Origin of the sequence: Lonsdalea populi (genome assembly GCF_015999465.1) — a bacterium.
GTDB classification, from domain to species: domain Bacteria; phylum Pseudomonadota; class Gammaproteobacteria; order Enterobacterales; family Enterobacteriaceae; genus Lonsdalea; species Lonsdalea populi.
Genome location: NZ_CP065534.1, coordinates 3732917 through 3755167, shown reverse-complemented (window position 1 = coordinate 3755167; position 22251 = coordinate 3732917). Strand labels below are relative to the sequence as shown.

The window sequence follows — 22251 nt, the reverse complement described above, 5'->3', positions numbered from 1 at the left end:
ATCATTTATCGTCGTGGAACGAATATCATTGTGGAATGTTGTTGTGACCGTCCGTAAACTATAGCTAAATCTGTGCCAACTTTAGTATTTGTGCCTGAGAGCCTATTCTGTGGTTTTCTAAGTGGACTTCGGCTGCACCAATATAGTAACCCGCACCAAGATAGTGCTTTATTTTGCATTGTTAGCACCAGATTGGTGCTCTTCAATGTGTTTGTAGCGCAATTGCACCGTGAAAGGGATCACAACCTCCTCGAGGTGAGGTTGTTTGCAAGAGATGTTTGTGATCCTGTTTAGTCCCTCGATTAATCCGTGTACAATAGCGCGCTATTTCTAAATGCCTGAGGCAAAGCTGTGATCGAAAATTTGCGTAACATCGCTATTATTGCGCACGTTGACCATGGGAAAACCACCCTGGTCGACAAGCTGCTACAACAGTCCGGTACGTTTGATGAACGTAGTGAAGCCACCGAACGTGTTATGGACTCCAACGATTTGGAGAAAGAGCGTGGGATCACCATCCTCGCTAAAAATACCGCCATCAATTGGAAAGACTACCGCATCAACATCGTTGATACCCCAGGGCACGCCGACTTCGGCGGTGAGGTAGAACGTGTTATGTCGATGGTCGACTCGGTACTACTGGTCGTTGATGCAATGGATGGCCCGATGCCGCAGACCCGTTTCGTGACCAAAAAAGCATTTGCCAATGGTCTGAAGCCGATCGTGGTCATCAACAAGGTCGACCGCCCGGGCGCACGCCCTGACTGGGTTGTCGATCAGGTGTTCGACTTGTTCGTAAACCTGGATGCCACTGACGAGCAACTGGACTTTCCGATCGTCTACGCTTCTGCGTTAAACGGTATCGCGGGTCTGGATCACTCCGATATGGCCAGCGACATGACGCCGCTGTTTGAAGCGATCATCGAACACGTCGAAGCGCCGAAAGTTGACCGTGACGGCCCGCTGCAGATGCAAATCTCTCAGTTGGACTACAACAACTACGTCGGTGTTATCGGTATCGGCCGTATCAAACGTGGCACTGTTAAGCCCAATCAGCAGGTGACTGTTATCGACAGCGAAGGCAAAACGCGCAACGGTAAAGTCGGTAAAGTCCTGGGCCACATGGGTTTGGAGCGTATCGAATCTACGCTGGCGGAAGCGGGCGACATTATCGCTATCACGGGGCTGGGCGAGCTGAACATTTCCGATACCATTTGCGATCCGACGAACGTTGAAGCGCTGCCTGCGCTAAGCGTCGACGAACCGACCGTGACCATGTTCTTCTGCGTCAACACGTCTCCTTTCTGCGGTAAAGAAGGTAAGTTCGTGACGTCGCGTCAGATCCTTGAGCGGTTGAACAAAGAACTGATCCACAACGTTGCGCTGCGCGTTGAAGAGACTGAAGATGCGGATGCTTTCCGCGTATCCGGTCGTGGTGAGCTTCACCTGTCCGTTCTGATTGAAAACATGCGTCGTGAAGGCTTCGAAATGGCCGTTTCACGTCCGAAGGTTATCAACCGCGTGATTGATGGTCGCAACCAAGAACCGTTCGAAAACGTGACGCTGGATATCGAAGAACAGCATCAGGGCTCCGTCATGCAGGCGATGGGCGAGCGTAAAGGCGACGTTAAAGACATGGTTCCAGATGGCAAGGGCCGTATTCGTCTCGACTACGTTATCCCTAGCCGCGGTCTGATCGGTTTCCGTACCGAGTTCATGACCATGACGTCTGGTACTGGTCTGCTGTACTCCACGTTCAGCCACTACGATGATGTGCGTCCGGGCGATATCGGTCAGCGTCAGAACGGCGTACTGATCTCTAACGGTCAGGGTAAAGCGGTCGCGTTTGCTCTGTATGGTCTGCAGGATCGTGGTAAGTTGTTCCTGGGTCACGGTGCCGAAGTTTATGAAGGCCAAATCATCGGTATTCACTCACGTTCTAACGATCTGACGGTGAACTGCCTGACCGGTAAGAAACTGACCAACATGCGTGCCTCCGGTACGGATGAAGCCACGACGCTGGTACCGCCAGTCAAGATGACGCTGGAGCAGGCTCTGGAGTTTATCGATGACGACGAACTGGTTGAAGTGACGCCGACGTCTGTTCGTCTGCGTAAACGTCACCTGACTGAAAACGACCGTCGCCGCGCCGGTCGCTCAAGCAAAGAAGACTAAGTGTCTTTTCTGTAACGACGGTCTTGTTTCACTAAAGCCAGCCAGCGAAAGCTGACTGGCTTTTTTCTTTTATTTTCCTTCGGTTATCCTAATTTCTCGAATCGAGAACACACCTGAAAGCGGTGTATTCGGCCTCCGATCTTCTCTGTTCAGTTCTCCCTTTTACCGTTACAGTGAAAACCTATTCACTCATCAGGAGGACCTATGTTGTATATCTTTGATTTGGGCAACGTCGTCATTGATATCGATTTCAAACGGGTGCTGGGAGTATGGAGCAACCTTAGCGGTGTCCCCCTGGCTAGCCTGAGCGAACGCTTCGTTATGGGGCACGCGTTTGAACAGCACGAGCGCGGCGAGATCGATGATGAGGCATTCGCCTCTGAGCTGTGCCACGAAATGGGGATTGCCCTCAGCTTTGAGCAGTTTGCCGCAGGCTGGGAATCAATCTTTATCGGGGTACGCCCTGAAGTGCTGGATATCATGCAGCAGCTACGGCGCGACGGGCAGCGTGTTGTGGTGCTCTCGAACACCAACCGCCTGCATCATCAGCAGTGGTCTTTGCTTTATCCCGAGATAGAACAGGCGGCCGACCATTTGTATCTGTCGCAAGAGCTTGGCATACGTAAACCCGAGGCGGCCATCTACGAATACGTGTTGCAACAGGAAGGATACCGCGCTCAAGACGCCATCTTTTTCGATGACAATGCGGACAATATCACCGCTGCATCCGCGTTGGGCATCCATGCTATTCAGGTCAACGATCGTCAGGTTCTGACGGACTTCTTTTCTTCTTATTCCGCCACGGTGAGTGAATAGCGTCAGGCAGTTTCCATTCGGTATCAGACAGGAGCAGCATCGTTTTTATGATTGGGTTAATTCAGCGCGTCTCTAAAGCCAGCGTCACCGTGGACAACGAAATCATCGGGAAAATCGACGCAGGGTTGCTTGTATTGCTGGGCATTGAGCAGGGCGATGACCAAAAGAACGCCGTGCGGTTATGCGAACGGGTGATCGGGTACCGAATTTTCGGCGATGAGCAGGATAAGATGAACCTGAATGTGCGTCAGGCGGGCGGCAGCCTGCTGGTGGTGTCGCAGTTTACGCTGGCGGCCGACACAAAAAGGGGGATGCGTCCCAGTTTTTCTCGAGGGGCGGCGCCTGCCGAAGCCGAACGATTGTATCGCTGTTTTGTCGGTCAATGCCGGGAACAGGGCATCGTCACTGAAACCGGTCGTTTTGCCGCCGATATGCAGGTTGAATTGGTCAACGATGGCCCTGTGACCTTCTGGTTACAGGCATAGACCGCAATGCTTCTCTTGGTTAACTGAGGCCGTTTATGTATCACTTGAGAGTGCCGGAAAGCGCCAAAGAGCTGGACGCCTACTACCAGTTTCGCTGGGAGATGCTGCGTAAGCCGTTGAAACAGCCATTAGGATCCGAGCGCGACGCTTATGACTCGCTAGCGCATCATCAGACCGTGGTCGACGTTCATGGGCGTTTGGTCGCTGTGGGGCGGCTCTACATCAACGCTGACAACGAAGCCTCTATCCGTTTTCTGGCGGTCCACCCTAATGTAAGACGTAAAGGGTTGGGCACCTTGCTGGCGATGGCGCTGGAGTCGGTGGCGCGTCAGGAGGGAGCCAAGCGCGTGGTGTGTAGCGCCCGCGAAGAGGCGAAGGCCTTTTTTGCCAAACTGGGATTTGTGGACCAGGGCGAGATCACGACGCCGCAGACGACGCCAATTCGGCATTTCCTGATGATTAAACCCGTGGCGACTCTGGATGATATTTTGCATCGCCCAGACTGGTGTGGTCAGCTACAGCAAGCCTGGCACGATCACATTCCGCTGAGTGAAAAGATGGGTGTACGAATTAGCCAGTACACCGGCAAGAAATTCATCACCACGATGCCGGAAACCGTCAATCAGAACCCCCATCACTCCATCTTCGCCGGCAGCTTGTTTTCGCTGGCGACCTTGACCGGCTGGGGGCTTATTTGGCTACTGCTGCGGGAGCGTCAACTGGGCGGCGCCATCGTTCTGGCGGATGCGCATATTCGTTACAGCTCGCCAATCACTGGCCGCCCCATCGCGGTGGCGAACCTTGGGTCGCTGAGCGGAGATTTAGACAAGTTGGCTCGCGGCCGTCGGGCAAGGGTGCATCTGAACGTCGAATTATTCGGTGAAGGGCAAAAAGGCGCATTATTTGAAGGTGTGTACATGGTTTTACCGCCGACGCCGGATGCTCCTCCGGAGCCCACGGGGTTATCGAGTGGCTGATATAAGGCGCAGATATTGACGGTTCTGGGAATGGCTCTCTACGAATAACAGAAGGCCGGATGATGAGTCCGGCCTCCTTCTTGGTATCGCCCATTCGCCTTAGGGCGCCGGCGTCCCTTCCTGCAGGATACCCTGATTCAACTGTTGATAAACCGGTTGCCCAGCGCTGTCAGTCCCCTGCAAAACGCCGTTTAGGGTGGGTTTCAGCGGCGCGGCATTCGCCATCTGGCCTTTCAGTTTTAACTGAAAATTGATATTCCCCGATGGCATGCGAGTCGGCATCGGCCAGCCCCAGCGAAGCAATGCGTCGAATGTCGTCGATTTGCCGTTCAAATCCAGCATAAATTCACGCGCAGTGTTCTGATCGATAATCGCTTTTGCTTCCAACAGACCACCCTGCGTGAAGGCGCTCAGATCGGTAAAAGTGATCCGATTGTTGTCGGCCGTCAACGCCAGCGACGGGCGTCGAATATCCACTTTATTGAAAGTGGCATCGCTGGCGTTCAGGTTTAGCGAGCCCTGCCAAATTCCCCACTGATGCTGGCGGGCCAGCATCAGGTCGCTGCCATAGCCATCAAGTGCGGTTAACTGGAATGGGAAGTCCGGGTTGATATCGATCAGCAGGTTACGGTTGGCGGTAAATTTTTTGACGGAGACTTCTTCCAGCCACGAAGGCAGCGTCTGCTGCCAGCGTTGACGCCAGTCTCCCGGCAGGGTGTATTCCATTCCCGCGATAACCAGCTCATCCAGCGTCAGCCGGTGGTCGCCGCGCAGCCAGTTGCCGCTGGCCCGCAGCAGCCCTCTCTCCCAACGGGCCGAGAACTGGCGGATGGCGATCCCCTGAGCCGACAGGTCCAGATTGATAATCGGGTCGATCAGATGCAGGTCGCCGTTGATAAGATCGGTGGCGTTGAACGAGAGCGAGCCGTCCTCACTCTGCCAGTTATCCTGTCGGAATGTGACGTGTTGCAGTGTGGCGTCAAGATCGCTGGCGGCCCAGCCCGGCCCTTCGATGCGTGCGTCTATCAGATCGAAACGGTCAACGCTGACGGCGGACAGCGTTGCGGCGGGCCGCCAAAAATCAGAGAGGGAACGCGCAGTTTGCAGCCTCACGTTACTCAATCTGAGTCGATTAATCTGCCAACTGCCATCATCCGCGCGCTGCGCGCTGCCGGTCAGATCCCCCCGGGCGACATTGGCGCCGAAGTTGCTCAGCGTCAGGCGCCGATTGTCGAATGTGCCTTCAACCAACACCTGACTGGCGGGGATATCATTAAGCGTCAGCGAGCGGGCGCTGAACTGGAAACGCGCATTGTTTCCCAGCAGATGATCGGACTGCGGTTCCCACGGCGTGATGCCGCCGTTGACCTTCTGCCCGTTCAGCCGCCAGTCGCCGTCGTGCAGCTGTAGCGCCATGTCCTTGAGCTGCAACACGTCAGCTTTAAAAGGCAAAGCGTAACCGGTTTGACTCAGATTGAGCGTCCCGCCTTCCAGCCGCAGGCTGGCGAAATGAGAGGGCGTGGTGATTTGGCGGACGCTAAGCCCGAGGGATACCCGTTTGGCGACCAGCGTCGGCGGTTGGTTTTCACGGCCGAAAGTGACGTCCGTCAACTGAATATGGCCGGGCGACGACCAGTCGTGAGACGCTTGTTTGAGCGATAGCCTGTATTCGGTATGCTGGCTGACCCACCTGCCGACCCAGTCGGCTCCCCATCCGCTCTGTATCGTGACGTAGAGCGCCGCCATAGCTAATAGGATGAGTAACAGCAGTGCGATAAGGGGTTTCCCGATAAATTTCATCGTATCAGTCCGTGCCTGTCGTCGAGGATAGAAATGTTATGCCGCAATGTCTGCAGCCGCTCAAGTCGGTAATCATACGCCTGACAAGAATCAGGGTCCGATGTTGCATCATGGGACCCTGATTAGCACGGTAAATACGAAATATCTGGAAGCCGGCTCCCTATTCTTTTTCTTCTTGCTCTTGCGGGAACACCAGATTCAAGACGATGGCGGTGATCCCGCCCGCAGCGATGCCGGAAGACAGTAGGGTTTTCAGCCAGTCTGGAGCGAATTGCAGGATTAGCGGCTGCTGAGCGACGCCCAAACCTACGGCCAGCGAGAGGGCGATGATCATGATAGCCCGGCGGTTTAGCGATTCGCGAGACACGATGCGCACGCCTGAGGCGGCGATCGTTCCGAACATTACGATGGTCGCGCCTCCCAACACCGGCTCCGGGATGTGCTGAACTAATCCGCTGACGGCCGGGAACAGCCCCAGCACAATCAGCATTAGCGCAACGACGAAACCGACATGGCGGCTGGCGACGCCGGTCAGTTGGATCACGCCATTGTTCTGACCGAAGCAGGAGTTTGGAAAGGTATTAAATACCGCTGAAAGCATGGAGTTCAGGCCGTTGGCCAGCACGCCGCCTTTCAGGCGTTGCATATATAGCGGTCCGCGTACCGGTTGTTCCGAGACGTCGGAGGTTGCCGTGATATCGCCGATGGTTTCCAGCGATGTCACCATAAATACCAGCATCAACGGCACGAGCAGACTCCAGTCGAAGCCCAGACCGTAATACAGCGGTGTCGGCACCATGATGGCGGACTGCGCCGTGCTGGACATCTCTTTCGGCAGCATTCCCATCAGCCACGCCGCCAGATACCCGACGGCCATAGCAATGACCAGTGAGGCGACGCGCAGATAGGGATTACGCTGGCGATTCAACAGGATAATAACCAGTAGGACCACGCCTGCCAGCAGCAGATTTTTGGGCGCGCCGAACGAATGGTCGTTTAGCGCCGCGAATCCACCGCCAATCGAGGTCAGCCCCACCTGAATCAGCGACAGACCAATAATCATGACGACCACGCCGGAAACCAGCGGAGTGACAATCCTTCGGGCTAGATGAAGAACGCGGGACAGCAGGATCTCGGTACAAGAGGCGACCATCAGCGTGCCGAACAGCGCGGCCATCATGGTGGGAACATCTGCGCCGCCATTTTTCATCGCCAATCCGCCCATGATTAGCGGCGTCACAAAGTTAAAGCTGGTGCCCTGAATCGACAGCAGCCCGGAACCCACAGGCCCCCAGGTTTTAATTTGCAGAATGGAGGCCAGACCGGAGGCGAACAGCGACATGCTGATGATGTGCTGCGTATCCTGCGCCGGCAGCCCGAGCGCCTGACAAATCAGCAAGGCCGGCGTAATGACGGCAACGAACATGGCTAACAGGTGCTGGCCGGCGGCAAACAGGGTTTGCGGCAGCGGCGGGCGATCTTCGAGACGGTAGATAAGTTCGCTGCGAGGTTGGGCGGCGGCGGGTTCTTCCGGGCGCAGTGGTTCGGCAGGGGGAATACGCATGGCGGTTGGCACTCCAGAACGACAAAAAACGCATTTTAATGATCTACCTAATAAAAGCAAACGGTTGCGCATGCCGCCTTGATGCACGAGCGTAGAGGATAATTTGGGAGGAAGCGATCGCCGTGGACAGTCAGGCGTTGGTGTAGCGCGCGCTTTCCGGCAGCCAGCGTTCGATGAGCGCCCGCGCATGTTCGGGATAGCGTTCGTGGATGTGGCGCGCCAGGCGCTGGACCTGCGGAATCAACGCCTGATCTCGCAGCAGATCGGCGACTTTGAACTCGGCGCTGCCGGTTTGACGGGTGCCGAGCAGTTCACCCGGTCCGCGAATCTCGAGATCGCGTTGAGCGATCACAAAGCCATCATTGCTATCTCGTAAAACCTGCAGTCGCTTCTGCGCGGTTTTGCTGAGCGGCGATTTGTACAGCAGTACACAGTGGGAGGCCACCGATCCGCGGCCTACGCGTCCACGCAACTGATGCAATTGCGCCAGACCGAGCCGTTCGGGATTTTCGATAATCATCAGGCTGGCGTTGGGGACATCTACGCCGACTTCAATCACGGTGGTGGCGACGAGCAGTTGAATATTTCCTGCCTTGAACGCCTCCATCACCTGTTGTTTTTCCTGCGCTTTCATCCGCCCGTGCACTAACCCGATGGTAAGTTCCGGCAGCGCTTCGCGCAGTTCCTGACAGGTCGCTTCCGCCGCCTGGGCCTCCAGAAGGTCCGACTCCTCAATCAGGGTACACACCCAATAGGCCTGACGGCCTTCCTGCTGGCAGGCATTGTCGACACGCTGGATGATATCGCCGCGACGAGTATCGGGAATGGCGACGGTAGTGACGGGCGTTCTGCCCGGCGGCAGCTCGTCGATGACCGAGGTTTCCAGGTCGGCGTAGGCGGTCATCGCCAGCGTGCGCGGGATCGGCGTTGCAGTCATAATTAGCTGATGGGGGTGAAATCCCTGCTGCTCGCCTTTTTCCCACAGAGCAAGCCGCTGATGGACGCCAAACCGGTGCTGCTCATCGATAATTACCAGCGCCAGACCGTTAAATTGGACCTGCTGTTGAAAAATGGCGTGGGTGCCGACCACCATACCGACATCGCCGCTGGCGATGGCATCCTGTTGCGCCTGACGCGCTTTGCCTTTCTGCTTTCCGGCCAGCCATCCTACGTTAATGCCCAGAGGCGCGAACCACTGGCGAAAGTTGTTGGCGTGTTGCTCCGCCAGCAGCTCGGTGGGCGCCATAAGCGCCACCTGCTTGCTGTGAGCAATGGCGCGCAATGCGGCCAGAGCCGCCACCAGCGTTTTGCCAGAGCCGACATCGCCCTGTACCAGCCGCATCATGGGATAGGGATGATTCAAATCCTGTTCGATTTCGGCGACGACGCGATCTTGCGCCTGAGTCGGCGAAAACGGCAGGGCGGCCAGCAACTGCTGTTTTAACGTATCGCGGGGCGGGAGCGCCAGCGCGTGGTGACGCTGGGCGCCGGCCCGTGCGGCCAGCATACTCAGATTGTGGGCCAGCAGCTCTTCCATGATCAACCGTTGCTGAGCCGGATGCTTCCCCTGTTCCAGCTCGCTCAGCTGCATGTCGGGCGGCGGCCGATGTAGCGTATGCAGCGCTTCTGTCAGGCTAATCATCGAGTGATTGAGCTCCTGCGGCAGCAGTTCATCAATCGGATGGCGGTCCAGCAGTTTCAGCGCCTGGTCGGTCAACTTGCGCAGCGTGGCCTGACGGATGCCGTCGGTGGTGGGATAGACCGGCGTCAGCGTCTCCTGCAATGCCACGTCGCTTTCTTCGCCCTGAACCCGATACTCCGGGTGGATAATTTCAGCTCCCAGCTTGCCACGGCGGATTTCACCGTAAGCGAAGACCCGCTGGCTCGGCGCCAGACTGTTCTTCATGGCGGCGTTAAAGTTGAAAAAACGCAGCGTGAGCACGCCGCTGCCGTCGCTGATCTGGCAGGTCAGCATACGGCGGCGGCCAAAAGTGACGTCACAGCGCAGAATTTCGCCTTCAACGGTGGCGTAGATGCCCGGCAGCAGGTCGTTGATGGGATAAAGTTGGGTGCGGTCTTCGTAGCGCAGCGGCAGATGAAACAGCAGATCTTCCACGGTTTCCAAGCCGATGCGGGCCAGTTTATTCGCCTGACTGGGCCCGACGCCGACAAGCGTGTTCAGCGGTTGGGTATTCAGCAGGCGTCCGCGCATTATAATTCCGTGGACTGCATGGCGGCCCACCACGGGGTGTCGGCGACCACCTGACCCTGCTGGCCTATGAGCGGACGTGGAAGTCCTTTACGTTTCGCCACGCGGGCGAGAACGGGGTAGCCGCCCTCGAACAACAGGCGCTGCTGCTCCTCTTCGTCCAACGGACTGGTATCCCGATGATACATTCCAGCCATCTGTCGCTGACGTTGCGCTTCATACAGAATCAGCGCGGAGGCTACGGAAACATTGAGGGATTGGACCATGCCGGTCATCGGAATAACGATGTCCTGGTCTGCCAAGGCCAGCGCTTCTGCGGAGATGCCTTTTTTTTCCTGTCCAAGAAGAATGCAGGTGGGGCGGGTGTAATCAATGTCGCGAAAATCAACGGCTTTGTCAGAAAGGTTGGTGGCCAGCACTTGCATACCCTGCGCCTTCAGATGTTCGACGGCGTCCTTAATCGTGGCGTGAGTTTTGACTTTTACCCAGCTGTTGCTGCCGGCGGCGGTGGAAACCAGCGTTCTCATATGTCCGGTCGGCCATATGGCGTGAACCTGATGCACGCCTACGGCATCCGCCGTGCGAATAACGGCGGAGACATTGTGAGGCTTATGAACCTGTTCCATACACACCGTCAGGTCGGGCTGACGGTGATTCAGCATCTCTCTGATGCGCGTATAACGTTCTGGCGTCATAACAGATTAGTTTCGGTTACGATTAACTTTAATGACATCCGGCATTACGCGGATCTTGCGCATGATGTTGGCGAGATGGACGCGATCACGCGCGGTGAGCCGTATAAAGGCACTGTAGACCCTGCCGTCTTTTTCTTCCGTATTGATGCTCTGGATATTGGCATTGGCGCTGTTGATGGCGGCGGTCAGATTGGCCAGCACGCCCTGATGGTTGAGCATGTCCACCTTGATTTCGGTCAGAAACTCCTGCTCGGTGACCTTGTCCCATTCCACCGCCATGAATTTCTCGGGTTCTTTCTGATATCCGCGGATATTGCGGCAGGACTCGTGGTGGATAACCAACCCTTTGCCGGGACTGACATGGGCAATGATGGGGTCGCCCGGGATGGGACGGCAGCACTTGGCGAAGGTCACCAACACGCCGTCGGCGCCTTTGATCGGGAGCTTGCGGATGCCGGAACTGTTCAATCCGGTATCTTCTTCCAGCAGATTTTTGGCCACCACGATGCTCATGGCATTGCCAAGACCGATTTCCGCCAGCAGATCGTCCAGCGAAGAGATTTTCATTCGGTCCAGTTCGCGCTGAATATTGGGTGCGGGAACTTCGGACAGCTTGCGTCCGTGACCCAGCGCATGGTTCAGCAGACGACGTCCTAGACTGACGGAGTCGTCACGCTTCAGGTTCTTCAGCAGTTGACGAATTCTGGCTCGAGCTTTGGAACTGACGACAAAATTCAGCCAAGCGGCGTTTGGACGGGCGCCCGGCGCCGTGATGATCTCAACCGTCTGACCACTTTTCAGCGCTTGCGACAAAGGATATGGTTGGCGGTCGACACGTGCGCCCACGCAGGCGTGGCCGATGTCGGTATGTACCGCATAGGCGAAGTCCACCGGCGTGGCGCCAGAGGGCAGTTCGACAATGCGGCCTTCGGGCGTGAAGACGTACATTTCGTCGGGAAACAAATCCGACTTCACGCTTTCGATAAATTCAAATGAACTGCCAGCGCTTTGCTGCAGTTCCATCAGGCTTTGCATCCAACGACGCGCCCGAACCTGTGCGGTCGTGCTGCTTTCGCCTTCTTTATAAGCCCAGTGTGCGGCCACGCCCATTTCAGCCATCTGATCCATATCTTCCGTACGGATCTGCACTTCGACGGGGACGCCGTGCGGCCCGATCAAAGAGGTATGCAAAGATTGATAGCCGTTGGCTTTCGGGATGGCGATATAGTCTTTAACGCGACCGGGGCGCGGTTTATACAGACCGTGAACCTGACCGAGCACGCGGTAGCAGGTATCCAGATCGTGGACGATCACCCTAAAAGCGTAAATATCCATAATGGAATGAAAACGCTGCTCTTTCAGGTGCATCTTACAGTAGATGGAGTAGAGGTGTTTTTCCCGGCCGCCGACGCGGCAGGGGATACCGGCTTCCAGCAAACGCCCTTCGATTTCCGACAGGATCTTCTGAATCATCTCCTTACGGTTGCCGCGCGCGGCTTTCACCACTTCTTTGATAACGCGGTAACGGTTCGGATAGAGCGCTTCAAACCCCAGCTCTTCCAGTTCGGTTTTCAGGTGATGAATACCGAGCCGATGGGCCAGCGGGCTGTAAATTTCCAGCGTTTCCCGGGCGATGCGTCGGCGTTTATCCGGCCTTAGCGCCCCCAGCGTCCGCATATTGTGGGTGCGGTCGGCAAGTTTGATTAGAATGACGCGGATGTCTTGCACCATCGCCATGATCATTTTGCGAAAGTTTTCTGCCTGCGCTTCTTTCTTGTCGCGAAATTTCAGCTTATCTAGCTTGGAGACGCCTTCCACCAGCTCGGCAACGCTTTTGCCGAACAGCTGTTCCATATCCTGATAGGTGGCGGGCGTGTCTTCAATCACGTCATGCAGTAGCGCCGCCATGAGCGTTTCATAGTCGAGACGCATCTCGGCCAAAATGCAGGCTACGGCTACAGGATGGGTGATGTAGGGCTCGCCGCTGGAGCGAGTCTGCCCCTCGTGAGCATCACGTGCGACAAGGTAAGCCTGCCGTAGACGTTTTATTTGATCTTCGGGCAGGTAATTCTGAATCAGCAGATTAAGACTTTCAAACAGATACAAGGGCGACTCGTGGTGTGATTAGCGGCGACCTTCAGCAATTGCGGTGACCGCCTGAATTTCTGCGGCTTCCTGCTCCTGCTGCTCCTGACGCTCACGGGCGTCCAGAATCTGGGAAGTGATCAGACCTTCTTCGATCTCACGCAGTGCGATAACCGTGTACTTGTCGTTTTCTTCAGGAACCAGGGCATCTTTGCCCCCAACTTGGATCTGTCGGGCGCGACGGGCAGCGACCAACACCAGGTCAAAACGGTTACCAATTTTTTCTACAGCGTCTTGAACAGTTACGCGTGCCATAATGAGGTACTCCACAGGGAAATAAAAAAAAGACTGGGCATGATACTGAATGTGCCGTCAGTCTGCCAATAGTTTGGTGATCAAGCCGTCATGCCGCACTTTCTGTCGGGATAAACGCAGACGCTCGGCGCGAATGATGGTTTTCAAATCCTGCAGCGCCAAATTAAAGTCATCGTTAACGAGAAGATAATCGTATTCAGCATAGTGGCTCATTTCGGCAATCGCCTGCGCCATGCGTCGATTAATGACTTCTTCGCTGTCCTGCCCACGACCACGTAGGCGACGTTCTAGCTCTTCTTTGGAGGGCGGCAGAATGAAAATACTGCGTGCGGAGGGCATCCGCTCGCGAATCTGCTTGGCACCCTGCCAGTCTATGTCCAGAAATACATCCACGCCGGTAGACAGCACTTGCTCGATGGCGGTACGAGATGTGCCGTAATAATTACCGAAAACCTCGGCATATTCCAGAAACTCGTCGTTTCCAATCATGCGCTTGAACTCATCAACCGGTACGAAATAATAGTGCTCGCCGTGATTTTCTCCCGGCCGTTTATCACGGGTCGTATGAGAAATGGAAACCTGTGTGTCATACAGCGGCTGCGTTTTTAACAGCGCAGTAATCAAACTGGATTTTCCGGCACCGCTTGGTGCTGAAACAATATATAACGTGCCTTGAGCCATAGTGAATGTATCTATTCAGTAGTTAGAATTGATGCCGCTGAACGCGCAGCTCATCGCATTATACATGCCACGCCGCTGTCAGTCGTGCAACGTAAGTATTGAACCCGCCTTGTTTGACAAATTGGCTTATCTTTACTGTCGCGGTCAAACGCCTTTCCTCTTCCTTGCTCAGTGCGCCGCAATTTTTTATCTCCTTGCTGTAAATATGCTGATTGTTTGCGAAACGGGCCGCAACTGCACGTCCTTGGACTGGTCTCGGTTCCGGACGGCGTGTTTTACTGCCGCTGCGTTTAGCGGAGGATTGAGGATTTATGCGATATGGATATTGGCTGGGCATAGTGGCGATATTGTTGACGGAACCGGCTTCGGCCGCCGACTCTTGTCCTGAGTGGGCACCCCAGCGGGCGCGTAAGGAAATTCAGCGACTGGGGCAGCAGTTGACGCTGTGGGATAAGGCATATCATGAAGAGGGACAAAGCCCGGTTCCCGATGATACTTACGACCAGATGCGGACGATGTTGGCAAGCTGGCAGCGCTGCTTTCCATCGCAGGACATGGGGTTTGAGGTACGCCTATCCAGTCAGGGTAAAACGCTTCACCCTGTAGAGCATACCGGCCTCAGAAAACTTTCCGACGAGGGCGAGCTACGGCAATGGATGGCGGCCCGGCGTCATCTTTGGGTCCAACCCAAGGTCGACGGTGTGGCGGTGACGCTGGTTTATGAGCAGGGGCGCCTGATCTCTGCCGTCAGTAGAGGCAATGGGCGGCAGGGGGAAGATTGGACGGAGAAGGTGAGGCAAATTTCTGCGATCCCTCAGCAAATCATGCGGGGCAGCCATACCGAGATACCAGAGCGTGTGGTGCTGCAGGGCGAGCTGTTTTTTCCGGTGAAAAATCATCGTCAGAATAAGCTTGGCGGCCTCAATGCCCGGGCGCTGGTCGCGGGTGAAATGCGGCGAAAACAGCCGTCATCCTTGCTGGCGAGGATAGGGATTTTTATCTGGGCGTGGCCCGACGGCCCGCGCAGCATGACGCAGCGGCTGGTGGAGCTGCGAAAAATGGGTTTTGCGCTGACGGAGCGCTATTCCGAATCTATCGCCTCGTTGGCGGAAGCCCGACGCTGGCGTAAGCACTGGTATCAGTCCCCATTGCCTTTTGTCACCGATGGCGTAGTGATCCGCCAGGAAGACGAACCTGCGGGGCGCTACTGGCAGTCTGGAGAATCTGAATGGGTGATTGCCTGGAAATATCCTCCGATTCATCGCGTCGCTGAGGTAAAGGGAATTGAGTTTTCGGTGGGGAGAACCGGAAAAATAGGAGCCGTTTTGGCGCTGGAAACGGTGATGCTGGATGATAAGCAGGTTAGCAGAGTGAACGTCGGATCTGTGGCACGCTGGCGGCAGTGGGATGTTGAGCCGGGAGATCGCGTGACGGTCAGTCTCGCAGGCCGGGGGACTCCCCGGCTCGATGGCGTCGTGTGGCGTAGCGCGGAACGCTCGACGGTGGATGCGCCGGAGGCAGCGCAGTTCGACGAATTTTCCTGCTTTCGATGGAGCAGAGCATGTCAGCCGCAATTTCTGGCTCGCTTGGTCTGGTTAAGCAGCGACGCCGGATTGGCGATCCGGGGATTACGCGAAGGCATGTGGAAAAGATTGATGCTGGCGGAGCAAATGAAGGATGTCGTTGACTGGCTTGCTCTGGACCGGAATCAGATTAGTGCCGCGGCATATGTCGGCGAAACGCGTGCGGCGATGCTGCACCAGCAGTTCCAGTCGACGCGTCATCTGCCGTTATCGCGTTGGCTGCTGGCCTTGGGTATGCCGTTGCCGAAATCAGCGCACGCCGCGCTGGAAGGACTATCTTTGTCTCAGCTTCAGCAGCGTAGCACCGCAGAGTGGCAGCAGTTTTCCGGTGTGGGTCATCGGCGTGCACATAAAATAAGGCAGTTTTTACTTCATCCAGAAGTGCAATCAATGATGCGGCGCATCGAGCCATACGGTATTAAATAGCGTAATTTCTTGTTTTTAAAAAGACTTAGATGGCAGTGATAAAAAAGTAAGTGAGATAGCTAATAAATAAATTTATTAAAAGGGAATGCTGTGGATTGAAACGTGGGGAACTATTTTTTGTTATATATAAATAAGATCACAGGGTTTTACTCACACATCAGAACTAATGAGTTAGACGATTATCCTTGCAGAATAGATAAATCAACCTAATCATTTCATGATCCAGTCTAATAATGGAGAGGTCTGATACGACGGTTGGTTAGCTAAGCGATTGCGCTTCATCACATTTATTACGCTATAACGCTAAAAGATAATGAACTCCGAGGGGGGCTGCGGTGTCTGTTTACAGATTACAGACGCAAGCCTCTGGAGCAGATTATAAGAATGCAAGTTTATTCCCAACCCAAAGTTTCCTGGATATTAGCTTTTTATATAGGCTTATTCCTGAATCTATCCGTTTATTACCGCCGTTTTGATTCTCTGGCTATTTTCGACCTTAAACATGCCACGCATTTTCTTTCTGCCGTGGCTGAGCTGCTGGCTTGCATTCTGTTTACTTTTTTCCTGATGCGGCTTATTTCTCTGGGTGGAAAAAGATGTTTTCGTATTCTGGCTTCGTTACTGACATTAATTTCAGTGGCTGCCAGCTATTACATGACCTTTTTTAATGTGGTTATTGGCTACGGCATCATCGCTTCAGTGATGACGACAGATATCGATCTCTCTCGGGAGGTGATTGGCGTCAATTTCGTACTGTGGATGATATTCGTCAGCGTGCCGCCGCTGGCGATCATCTGGACAAGCCGTCTGCAACAAACGTTGTTAGAACAGTTGAAAACGCCAGGGAAACGTTTGTCTGCAGTGCTGGGTTTGGCGGTTATCGTCGCGCTGGTCTGGCTACCCATGGATTATATGGGCAAGGTCAACGCTGACGCGGAAAAAGCATCTAATCAAGATTTACCCAGCTATGGCGGCGTAGTGGCTCACTCGTATCTGCCGTCTAACTGGTTGTCTGCCCTGGGATTGTTCGCCTATGCCCACTACGATGAAAATCAGGATGCCTCTTCCCTGTTTGATCCGAGCACTCAATTTACCTATCAGGCGCCTAAGGATATTGATGATACCTATGTCGTCTTTATCATTGGCGAGACGACACGATGGGATCATTTGGGGCTGTTAGGCTACTCACGGGACACGACGCCTCAGTTGGGCAAAGAGGAAAATCTATTGGCGTTTCGCGGTCGCTCTTGCGATACCTCCACCAAACTTTCTATGCGCTGTATGTTTGTGCGCGAAGGCGGGGCGGAAGATAATCCTCAGCGAACGCTGAAAGAGCACAATATTTTTTCCGTGATGAAAGGATTGGGATTCTCATCGGAGTTGTTTGCCATGCAAAGCGAGGTGTGGTTCTACAACAACATTCGGGCTGATAACTACTCCATCCGCGAGATGATTGCCTCTGAAAAACGCAATGATGGAAAATCGGTTGATGACGTGTTGTTAATCGATGAGATGAAGTCCTCATTGGCGCGTTATACCAAAGGCAAACATCTTATCGTCCTACATACCAAAGGGTCGCACTACCAGTATTCGATGCGTTACCCGCGCAGCTTTGCCCGCTACCAGCCGGAGTGCATGAGCGTGGATGCCTCCTGTACCCGAGAACAGCTCATCAACTCTTTTGACAACAGCGTTCTCTACACGGATGCGTTTATCGAACAGGTCATCAACCAGGTGAGAGATAAGAAAGCGTTGGTGTTCTATTCGTCCGATCACGGCGAATCAATCGATGAGAACTCGCACCTGCATGGAACGCCGCGTCGTGTCGCGCCGCCGGAGCAATTTCGTTCTCCGATAATGATGTGGGCGTCTGATAAGTTTCTGGCTGAGCCAGAACATCAGCAGGCTTTCGCTAATTTAAAGGCCAGAAAGGAGGCCGGTGAAATTCTGCGCCATGAGGAGATCTTCGACTCTGTGTTGGGATGTCTGGGGTATACCTCTCCTGATGGCGGCATCAATCAGAGCAATAACTGGTGTGAGAAACCGGTTAATTGATTAAAATCAATAACCTACAGAGTTATCCTGCTCCTGGAAACTGCGTCGCACACTTTGTCGCCAACTCTAAGGTTGTTTGTTAAAAAGGGATTGACGCGTTATCAGGGGCGCAGTAATATGCGCCCCGCATTCGGTGAGTGGCGCAGCCTGGTAGCGCACTTCGTTCGGGACGAAGGGGTCGGAGGTTCGAATCCTCTCTCACCGACCAAATTCAAAGAAGACAATACCCGGTTGTCTTCATCAAGGAACCCGCTAACGACAGCGGGTTTTTTTGTTTTTGTCTCCCCCTGATACAGATTGTTCTCTATCTCCCGATGCCATTGCCGTTTATCCCAATGCAACACCTTCCCGCATTCTGGTCACCAATAGGCAACGCCGGTTATCTCTGCCATGATGCTAGCCGTTTTTTTCATTGAAATGTCTGATTTTTATGAGCCAGATAAAAGACACGTTGGAACACCGGCAAACCGGGATTTATTTTTTGACTATGGTCGCGGCGGCGGTCGTTGCTGGCTGCTGGCCGGCGGTGTCGGGAGTGGTGGTGGTGCTCAACCCGGCCTTGGCATCCATGTTGTTCGTCACCTTTTTGTCGCTGCCGTTGGGGGAGATGCTTAATGCCTTCCGGTATGTACGTTTCCTGCTGGCTCTGTTTATCGCCAATTTTGTCGCGATCCCTGCGCTGGTGGCGCTGTTGCTGGCGCTATTCCCGCTAGCGCCCGTGGTGGCGTATGGGGTCGCGATGGTGTTGCTATGTCCCTGCATCGACTACGTCGTGACGTTTTGTCAGCAGGGTCAGGCGGACTCGCGTCTGTTGCTTGCCGCTACGCCACTGTTGTTGCTTTTACAAATGCTGCTATTGCCGCTGTATTTTGGCCTGTTGTTCGATACGGCCCAGACCGTCAGCATCGCGCCTTTCCTGCAGGCTTTTATCACCATGATCGCCACTCCGCTGCTGTTGGCATGGATCTTCCAACGCTGGAGTAAGACATCCGCAGCGGGGCGGGTTATGGCGAACTGGCTTGGGTGCTTTCCCGTGCCAGCAACGGCGCTGGTGTTGGCGGTGATTACGGCGTTTGTCGTACCGCAGCTAACGCAGTCGCGCGGTACGGCGCTGGCGGTGTTGCCCGTTTATCTTTTGTTCTCGGCTCTTGCGCCGCTGGCGGGTTGGGGCGTTGCGCGACTATTGAAGTTGAATGCGGCGGAGGGAAGGGGCGTGGTATTTAGCGCTGCGACGCGCAATTCGCTGGTGATTTTGCCATTGGCGCTGGCGGTTCCCGGCGCGTTACCTCTGATGCCTGTCGTGGTGGTTAGCCAGACGCTGGTCGAGCTGATTGCCGAATTGATTTACGTTCATTGGGTGCCGCGCCTGCGCTTTCACGCAGGCAAATGAGTGGTTACTTCCCTAAAGCCTGAGCGCAGGCCCAGGCCGAGCTCCAGGCCCATTGGAAGTTGTAACCGCCGAGCCAGCCGGTGACGTCCACGACCTCGCCGATAAAGTACAGTCCAGGCACCTTGTTGGCTTCCAGCGTTTTTGACGAAAGCTCGCGGGTATCGACTCCGCCTAGCGTTACTTCTGCCGTGCGGTAGCCTTCGGTGCCGTTGGGCTGCACTCGCCACTGCTGTAGCGTGTTCTCTACTTGTGTTTGCTGAGGTTTTTGCAACTGTTTGAGCGTCACATCCGGCAACTGTCTCTGTGCCTGAAGATATTCCACCAGGCGTTTGGGCAACCACTGCGCCAGCGTATTTTTCAGACTCTGATTGGGATGGGCGAGGCGTTCTGCATCGAGCAGTGCGGTCAGATCCTGGTCGGGCAGCAGATTGATGGTGACGAATTCGCCTGGCTGCCAGTAGCTGGAAAGTTGAAGTGCCGCCGGGCCGGACAGGCCGCGGTGGGTGAACAGGATATTCTCGCGGAAGGTCACGCCGTTTTCCGCGTTGATCAGAGACGGCACAGAGACGCCGGACAGCGTTTGCAGCTGTTCCAGCAACGGTTTATGCAGCGTGAAGGGGACTAATGCCGCGCGGGTGGGCAGTACGTTGATGTCAAACCGTCGGGCGAGCTGATAGCCGAAGGGGCTGGCGCCGAGGCCGGGCATCGACAGGCCGCCGGTGGCGATAACCAGCTCCCGGCTCCGCACCGCCCCGTTGTTCAGCCGGAGAGTAAAGCCTTCGGCCTTGTCCACCTCGAGCACCTCGCTGCGCAACCGCAGCGTGACCTGACCCTGTTCGCACTCTTTCAGCAGCATATCGGTGATTTGCTGAGCGGAATCGTCACAGAACAGCTGTCCCAGGGTTTTTTCGTGGTAGGGGATGCCGTGGCGGTTGACCAGGTCGATAAAGTCCCACTGGGTATAGCGCGCCAGAGCGGACTTGCAGAAATGCGGGTTTTGCGACAGGTAAGCGCCAGGCTCTGCATAAAGGTTGGTGAAATTGCAGCGTCCGCCCCCGGACATCAGAATCTTGCGGCCCGGTTTTTTGCCATTATCCACCAGCAACACACGCAGGCCTTTCTGTCCTGCCTGCGCCGCGCAGAAAAGTCCAGCCGCGCCTGCGCCAATCACTACCACATCATACTGTTCCACTTGCTTTGCACCCCCGCAATTCGTCAGGTATCGGCCTGCGGCCGAATTGCCGTTCAGGGCGGCAGATTGTAGTGCTCGTCCTGTGATCTGACCAGTGTTACAAATTGCAGAATTTCGTAATAGGTTACAATTATTTGATTTTTATCAAAAAAATAATCAGCTGATGGATGATTGGATTAAAGTAAGTCAAAATAATGTCAGATTTTCCTTTTCCCAAGCCCCGCTTGTCGCCGATAATGCGCCGCGTTGATGACCACTATATGGCCTAACGCTTATGCTACATTTATTTGCCGGGATTGATTTCCACACCGGTCTGATGTTGATTTTGGCTTTGCTGTTTGTATTGTTTTACGAAGCCATTAACGGCTTTCACGACACTGCCAATGCTGTTGCTACCGTTATTTATACTCGTGCCATGCGCGCCCAGCTTGCTGTGGTGATGGCGGGAATATTTAACTTCCTTGGGGTACTTCTGGGCGGATTAAGCGTTGCTTACGCCATTGTCCATCTGCTGCCGACCGATCTGTTGCTGAACGTCAGCTCTGCTCACGGCCTGGCTATGGTCTTCTCCATGCTGCTGGCTGCGATCATCTGGAACCTGGGTACCTGGTACTTCGGATTGCCGGCCTCCAGCTCCCATACCCTGATCGGCTCTATTATCGGTATCGGTTTGACCAATGCACTGCTGACGAAGACGTCGGTCGTGGATGCGCTTAATATTTCGAAGATGGTCAGCATTTTCCTGTCGCTGATCCTGTCGCCGATTGTGGGCATGATCATCGCTGGGCTAATGGTGTTCCTGCTGCGTCGTTACTGGAGCAATACCAAGAAAAGAAAGCGGGTTCACCTCACACCAGATGAACGTGAGAAACAGGATGGCAAACGTAAACCGCCGTTCTGGACGCGAACGGCCTTGATCCTGTCCGCCGTCGGCGTCAGTTTCTCTCACGGTGCCAACGACGGTCAGAAAGGCATCGGCCTGATTATGCTGGTACTGATTGGCGTTGCGCCCGCAGGTTTCGTGCTGAACATGAATGCATCGGGTTATGATATTAGCCGAACTCGCGATGCGGTCGTTAATCTGCAGGGATACTACCTCACGCACGGCGAAGCGTTGAAGCATGTCATCGATCTGTCTCCGCCGATAATTCCCACGCAGGAAAAAACCATTCCTATCGAAGGTAAACCCGACTTCCATTGCGATAGCTCACGCGTCATGCTGGCGATCGACCACTCTTTAGGTTTGTTGAATAACCTGAAAGACTACAGCGAGTTGTCCAGCGACGACCGTGGCCAGGTTCGCCGTCTGCTGATGTGTATTTCCGATACCATGGACCGCATCATCAAGCTGCCGGAAACGAACAGCGAAGACAAACGCCTGCTGACCAATCTGCGTACCGACTTGCTGCATACCGTAGAGTATGCGCCGCTGTGGATTATTGTCGCCGTGGCATTGGCTCTGTCTCTGGGAACCATGGTGGGGTGGAAACGTGTTGCCGTGACTATCGGTGAGAAGATTGGTAAGAAAGGGATGACCTATGCTCAGGGCGTCTCGGCTCAGGTAACGGCAGCGCTGTCGATTGGGGTCGCCAGTTATACCGGCATGCCGGTGTCTACGACGCATGTGCTCTCCTCCGCGGTGGCGGGGACGATGATCGTAGATGGCGGTGGTGTGCAGAGTAAGACGGTGAAAAGCATCCTGCTGGCCTGGATCTTTACGCTGCCGGTATCGCTGATACTGTCCGGCGTACTGTACTGGTTGACGCTAAAGCTGATTTAAGGCTGCGCGACAACACGAAGAAA

At 54.8% G+C, this 22251-nt stretch carries 16 protein-coding genes and 1 tRNA gene; 9 read left to right on the top strand and 8 right to left on the bottom strand.

Going from position 1 to position 22251, the window contains the following annotated elements; genetic code table 11:
• Positions 1-351 precede the first annotated feature (351 nt).
• The 4 genes from typA (at position 352) to fabY (ending at position 4453) form a co-directional block, all read left to right on the top strand.
• Positions 352-2175, top strand: a complete 1824-nt coding sequence (gene typA, locus I6N93_RS16660; protein WP_085686573.1) for a ribosome-dependent GTPase TypA — start codon at positions 352-354, stop codon at positions 2173-2175.
• A 204-nt stretch (positions 2176-2379) separates the two neighbouring features.
• On the top strand, positions 2380-2991 hold the full coding sequence (yihX, locus tag I6N93_RS16655) for a glucose-1-phosphatase (RefSeq protein ID WP_085686575.1): 612 nt from the start codon (positions 2380-2382) through the stop codon (positions 2989-2991).
• A gap of 47 nt (positions 2992-3038) precedes the next feature.
• Positions 3039-3476 (top strand): D-aminoacyl-tRNA deacylase, encoded by a 438-nt coding sequence (gene dtd / locus I6N93_RS16650; RefSeq protein ID WP_085686577.1) that lies wholly within the window; start codon positions 3039-3041, stop codon positions 3474-3476.
• A 35-nt stretch (positions 3477-3511) separates the two neighbouring features.
• A complete protein-coding gene (fabY, locus tag I6N93_RS16645) occupies positions 3512-4453 on the top strand; it encodes a fatty acid biosynthesis protein FabY (protein WP_085686579.1) in 942 nt (313 codons plus the stop codon).
• Between the two features lie 99 nt (positions 4454-4552).
• Here fabY and I6N93_RS16640 read toward each other — a convergent pair whose 3' ends face one another.
• From I6N93_RS16640 to gmk, 7 genes are all read right to left on the bottom strand, one after another.
• A complete protein-coding gene (locus I6N93_RS16640; RefSeq protein ID WP_085686581.1) occupies positions 4553-6253 on the bottom strand; it encodes an AsmA family protein in 1701 nt (566 codons plus the stop codon).
• 160 nt (positions 6254-6413) lie between these two features.
• Positions 6414-7817: a nucleobase:cation symporter-2 family protein gene (locus tag I6N93_RS16635; protein ID WP_085686583.1), complete on the bottom strand. Its 1404-nt coding sequence runs from the start codon at positions 7815-7817 to the stop codon at positions 6414-6416.
• A gap of 130 nt (positions 7818-7947) precedes the next feature.
• Positions 7948-10029, bottom strand: a complete 2082-nt coding sequence (gene recG, locus I6N93_RS16630) for an ATP-dependent DNA helicase RecG (RefSeq protein ID WP_085686585.1) — start codon at positions 10027-10029, stop codon at positions 7948-7950.
• Positions 10029-10721 carry a tRNA (guanosine(18)-2'-O)-methyltransferase TrmH gene (trmH, locus tag I6N93_RS16625; RefSeq protein WP_112092272.1) on the bottom strand — a complete coding sequence of 231 codons (693 nt, stop codon included), beginning with the start codon at positions 10719-10721 and terminating at the stop codon, positions 10029-10031. Before trmH ends, recG begins: the two co-directional genes overlap by 1 nt.
• Positions 10722-10727: 6 nt before the next feature.
• Complete coding sequence (spoT, locus tag I6N93_RS16620; protein WP_094107964.1) at positions 10728-12827, bottom strand: bifunctional GTP diphosphokinase/guanosine-3',5'-bis pyrophosphate 3'-pyrophosphohydrolase; 2100 nt, start codon at positions 12825-12827, stop codon at positions 10728-10730.
• Positions 12828-12845: 18 nt separating this feature from the next.
• Positions 12846-13121 (bottom strand): DNA-directed RNA polymerase subunit omega, encoded by a 276-nt coding sequence (rpoZ, locus tag I6N93_RS16615; RefSeq protein WP_026740808.1) that lies wholly within the window; start codon positions 13119-13121, stop codon positions 12846-12848.
• A gap of 57 nt (positions 13122-13178) precedes the next feature.
• The gene (gmk, locus tag I6N93_RS16610) at positions 13179-13802 is read right to left on the bottom strand and encodes a guanylate kinase (RefSeq protein ID WP_085686587.1); all 624 of its coding nucleotides are present in this window, start codon (positions 13800-13802) and stop codon (positions 13179-13181) included.
• Between the two features lie 311 nt (positions 13803-14113).
• On the opposite strand from gmk, the gene ligB reads away from it, so the two are divergent.
• The 4 genes from ligB (at position 14114) to I6N93_RS16590 (ending at position 19256) form a co-directional block, all read left to right on the top strand.
• Positions 14114-15811, top strand: coding sequence for an NAD-dependent DNA ligase LigB (gene ligB / locus I6N93_RS16605; protein ID WP_085686589.1), 1698 nt, complete (start codon positions 14114-14116; stop codon positions 15809-15811).
• Positions 15812-16186: 375 nt separating this feature from the next.
• Complete coding sequence (eptB, locus tag I6N93_RS16600; RefSeq protein ID WP_085686591.1) at positions 16187-17866, top strand: kdo(2)-lipid A phosphoethanolamine 7''-transferase; 1680 nt, start codon at positions 16187-16189, stop codon at positions 17864-17866.
• A 131-nt stretch (positions 17867-17997) separates the two neighbouring features.
• Positions 17998-18074, top strand: a tRNA-Pro gene (locus tag I6N93_RS16595).
• Positions 18075-18296: 222 nt separating this feature from the next.
• Entirely contained in the window at positions 18297-19256 is a 960-nt protein-coding gene (locus I6N93_RS16590; RefSeq protein WP_085686593.1) for an arsenic resistance protein, read from the top strand.
• Between the two features lie 4 nt (positions 19257-19260).
• Here the strand turns inward: I6N93_RS16590 and I6N93_RS16585 are convergent, their stop codons facing one another.
• Entirely contained in the window at positions 19261-20448 is a 1188-nt protein-coding gene (locus tag I6N93_RS16585) for a BaiN/RdsA family NAD(P)/FAD-dependent oxidoreductase (protein WP_085686595.1), read from the bottom strand.
• 274 nt (positions 20449-20722) lie between these two features.
• Here I6N93_RS16585 and pitA point away from each other — a divergent pair, with 274 nt between their 5' ends.
• Positions 20723-22228 (top strand): inorganic phosphate transporter PitA, encoded by a 1506-nt coding sequence (pitA, locus tag I6N93_RS16580; RefSeq protein WP_085686597.1) that lies wholly within the window; start codon positions 20723-20725, stop codon positions 22226-22228.
• The last annotated feature ends 23 nt before the right edge of the window (positions 22229-22251 follow it).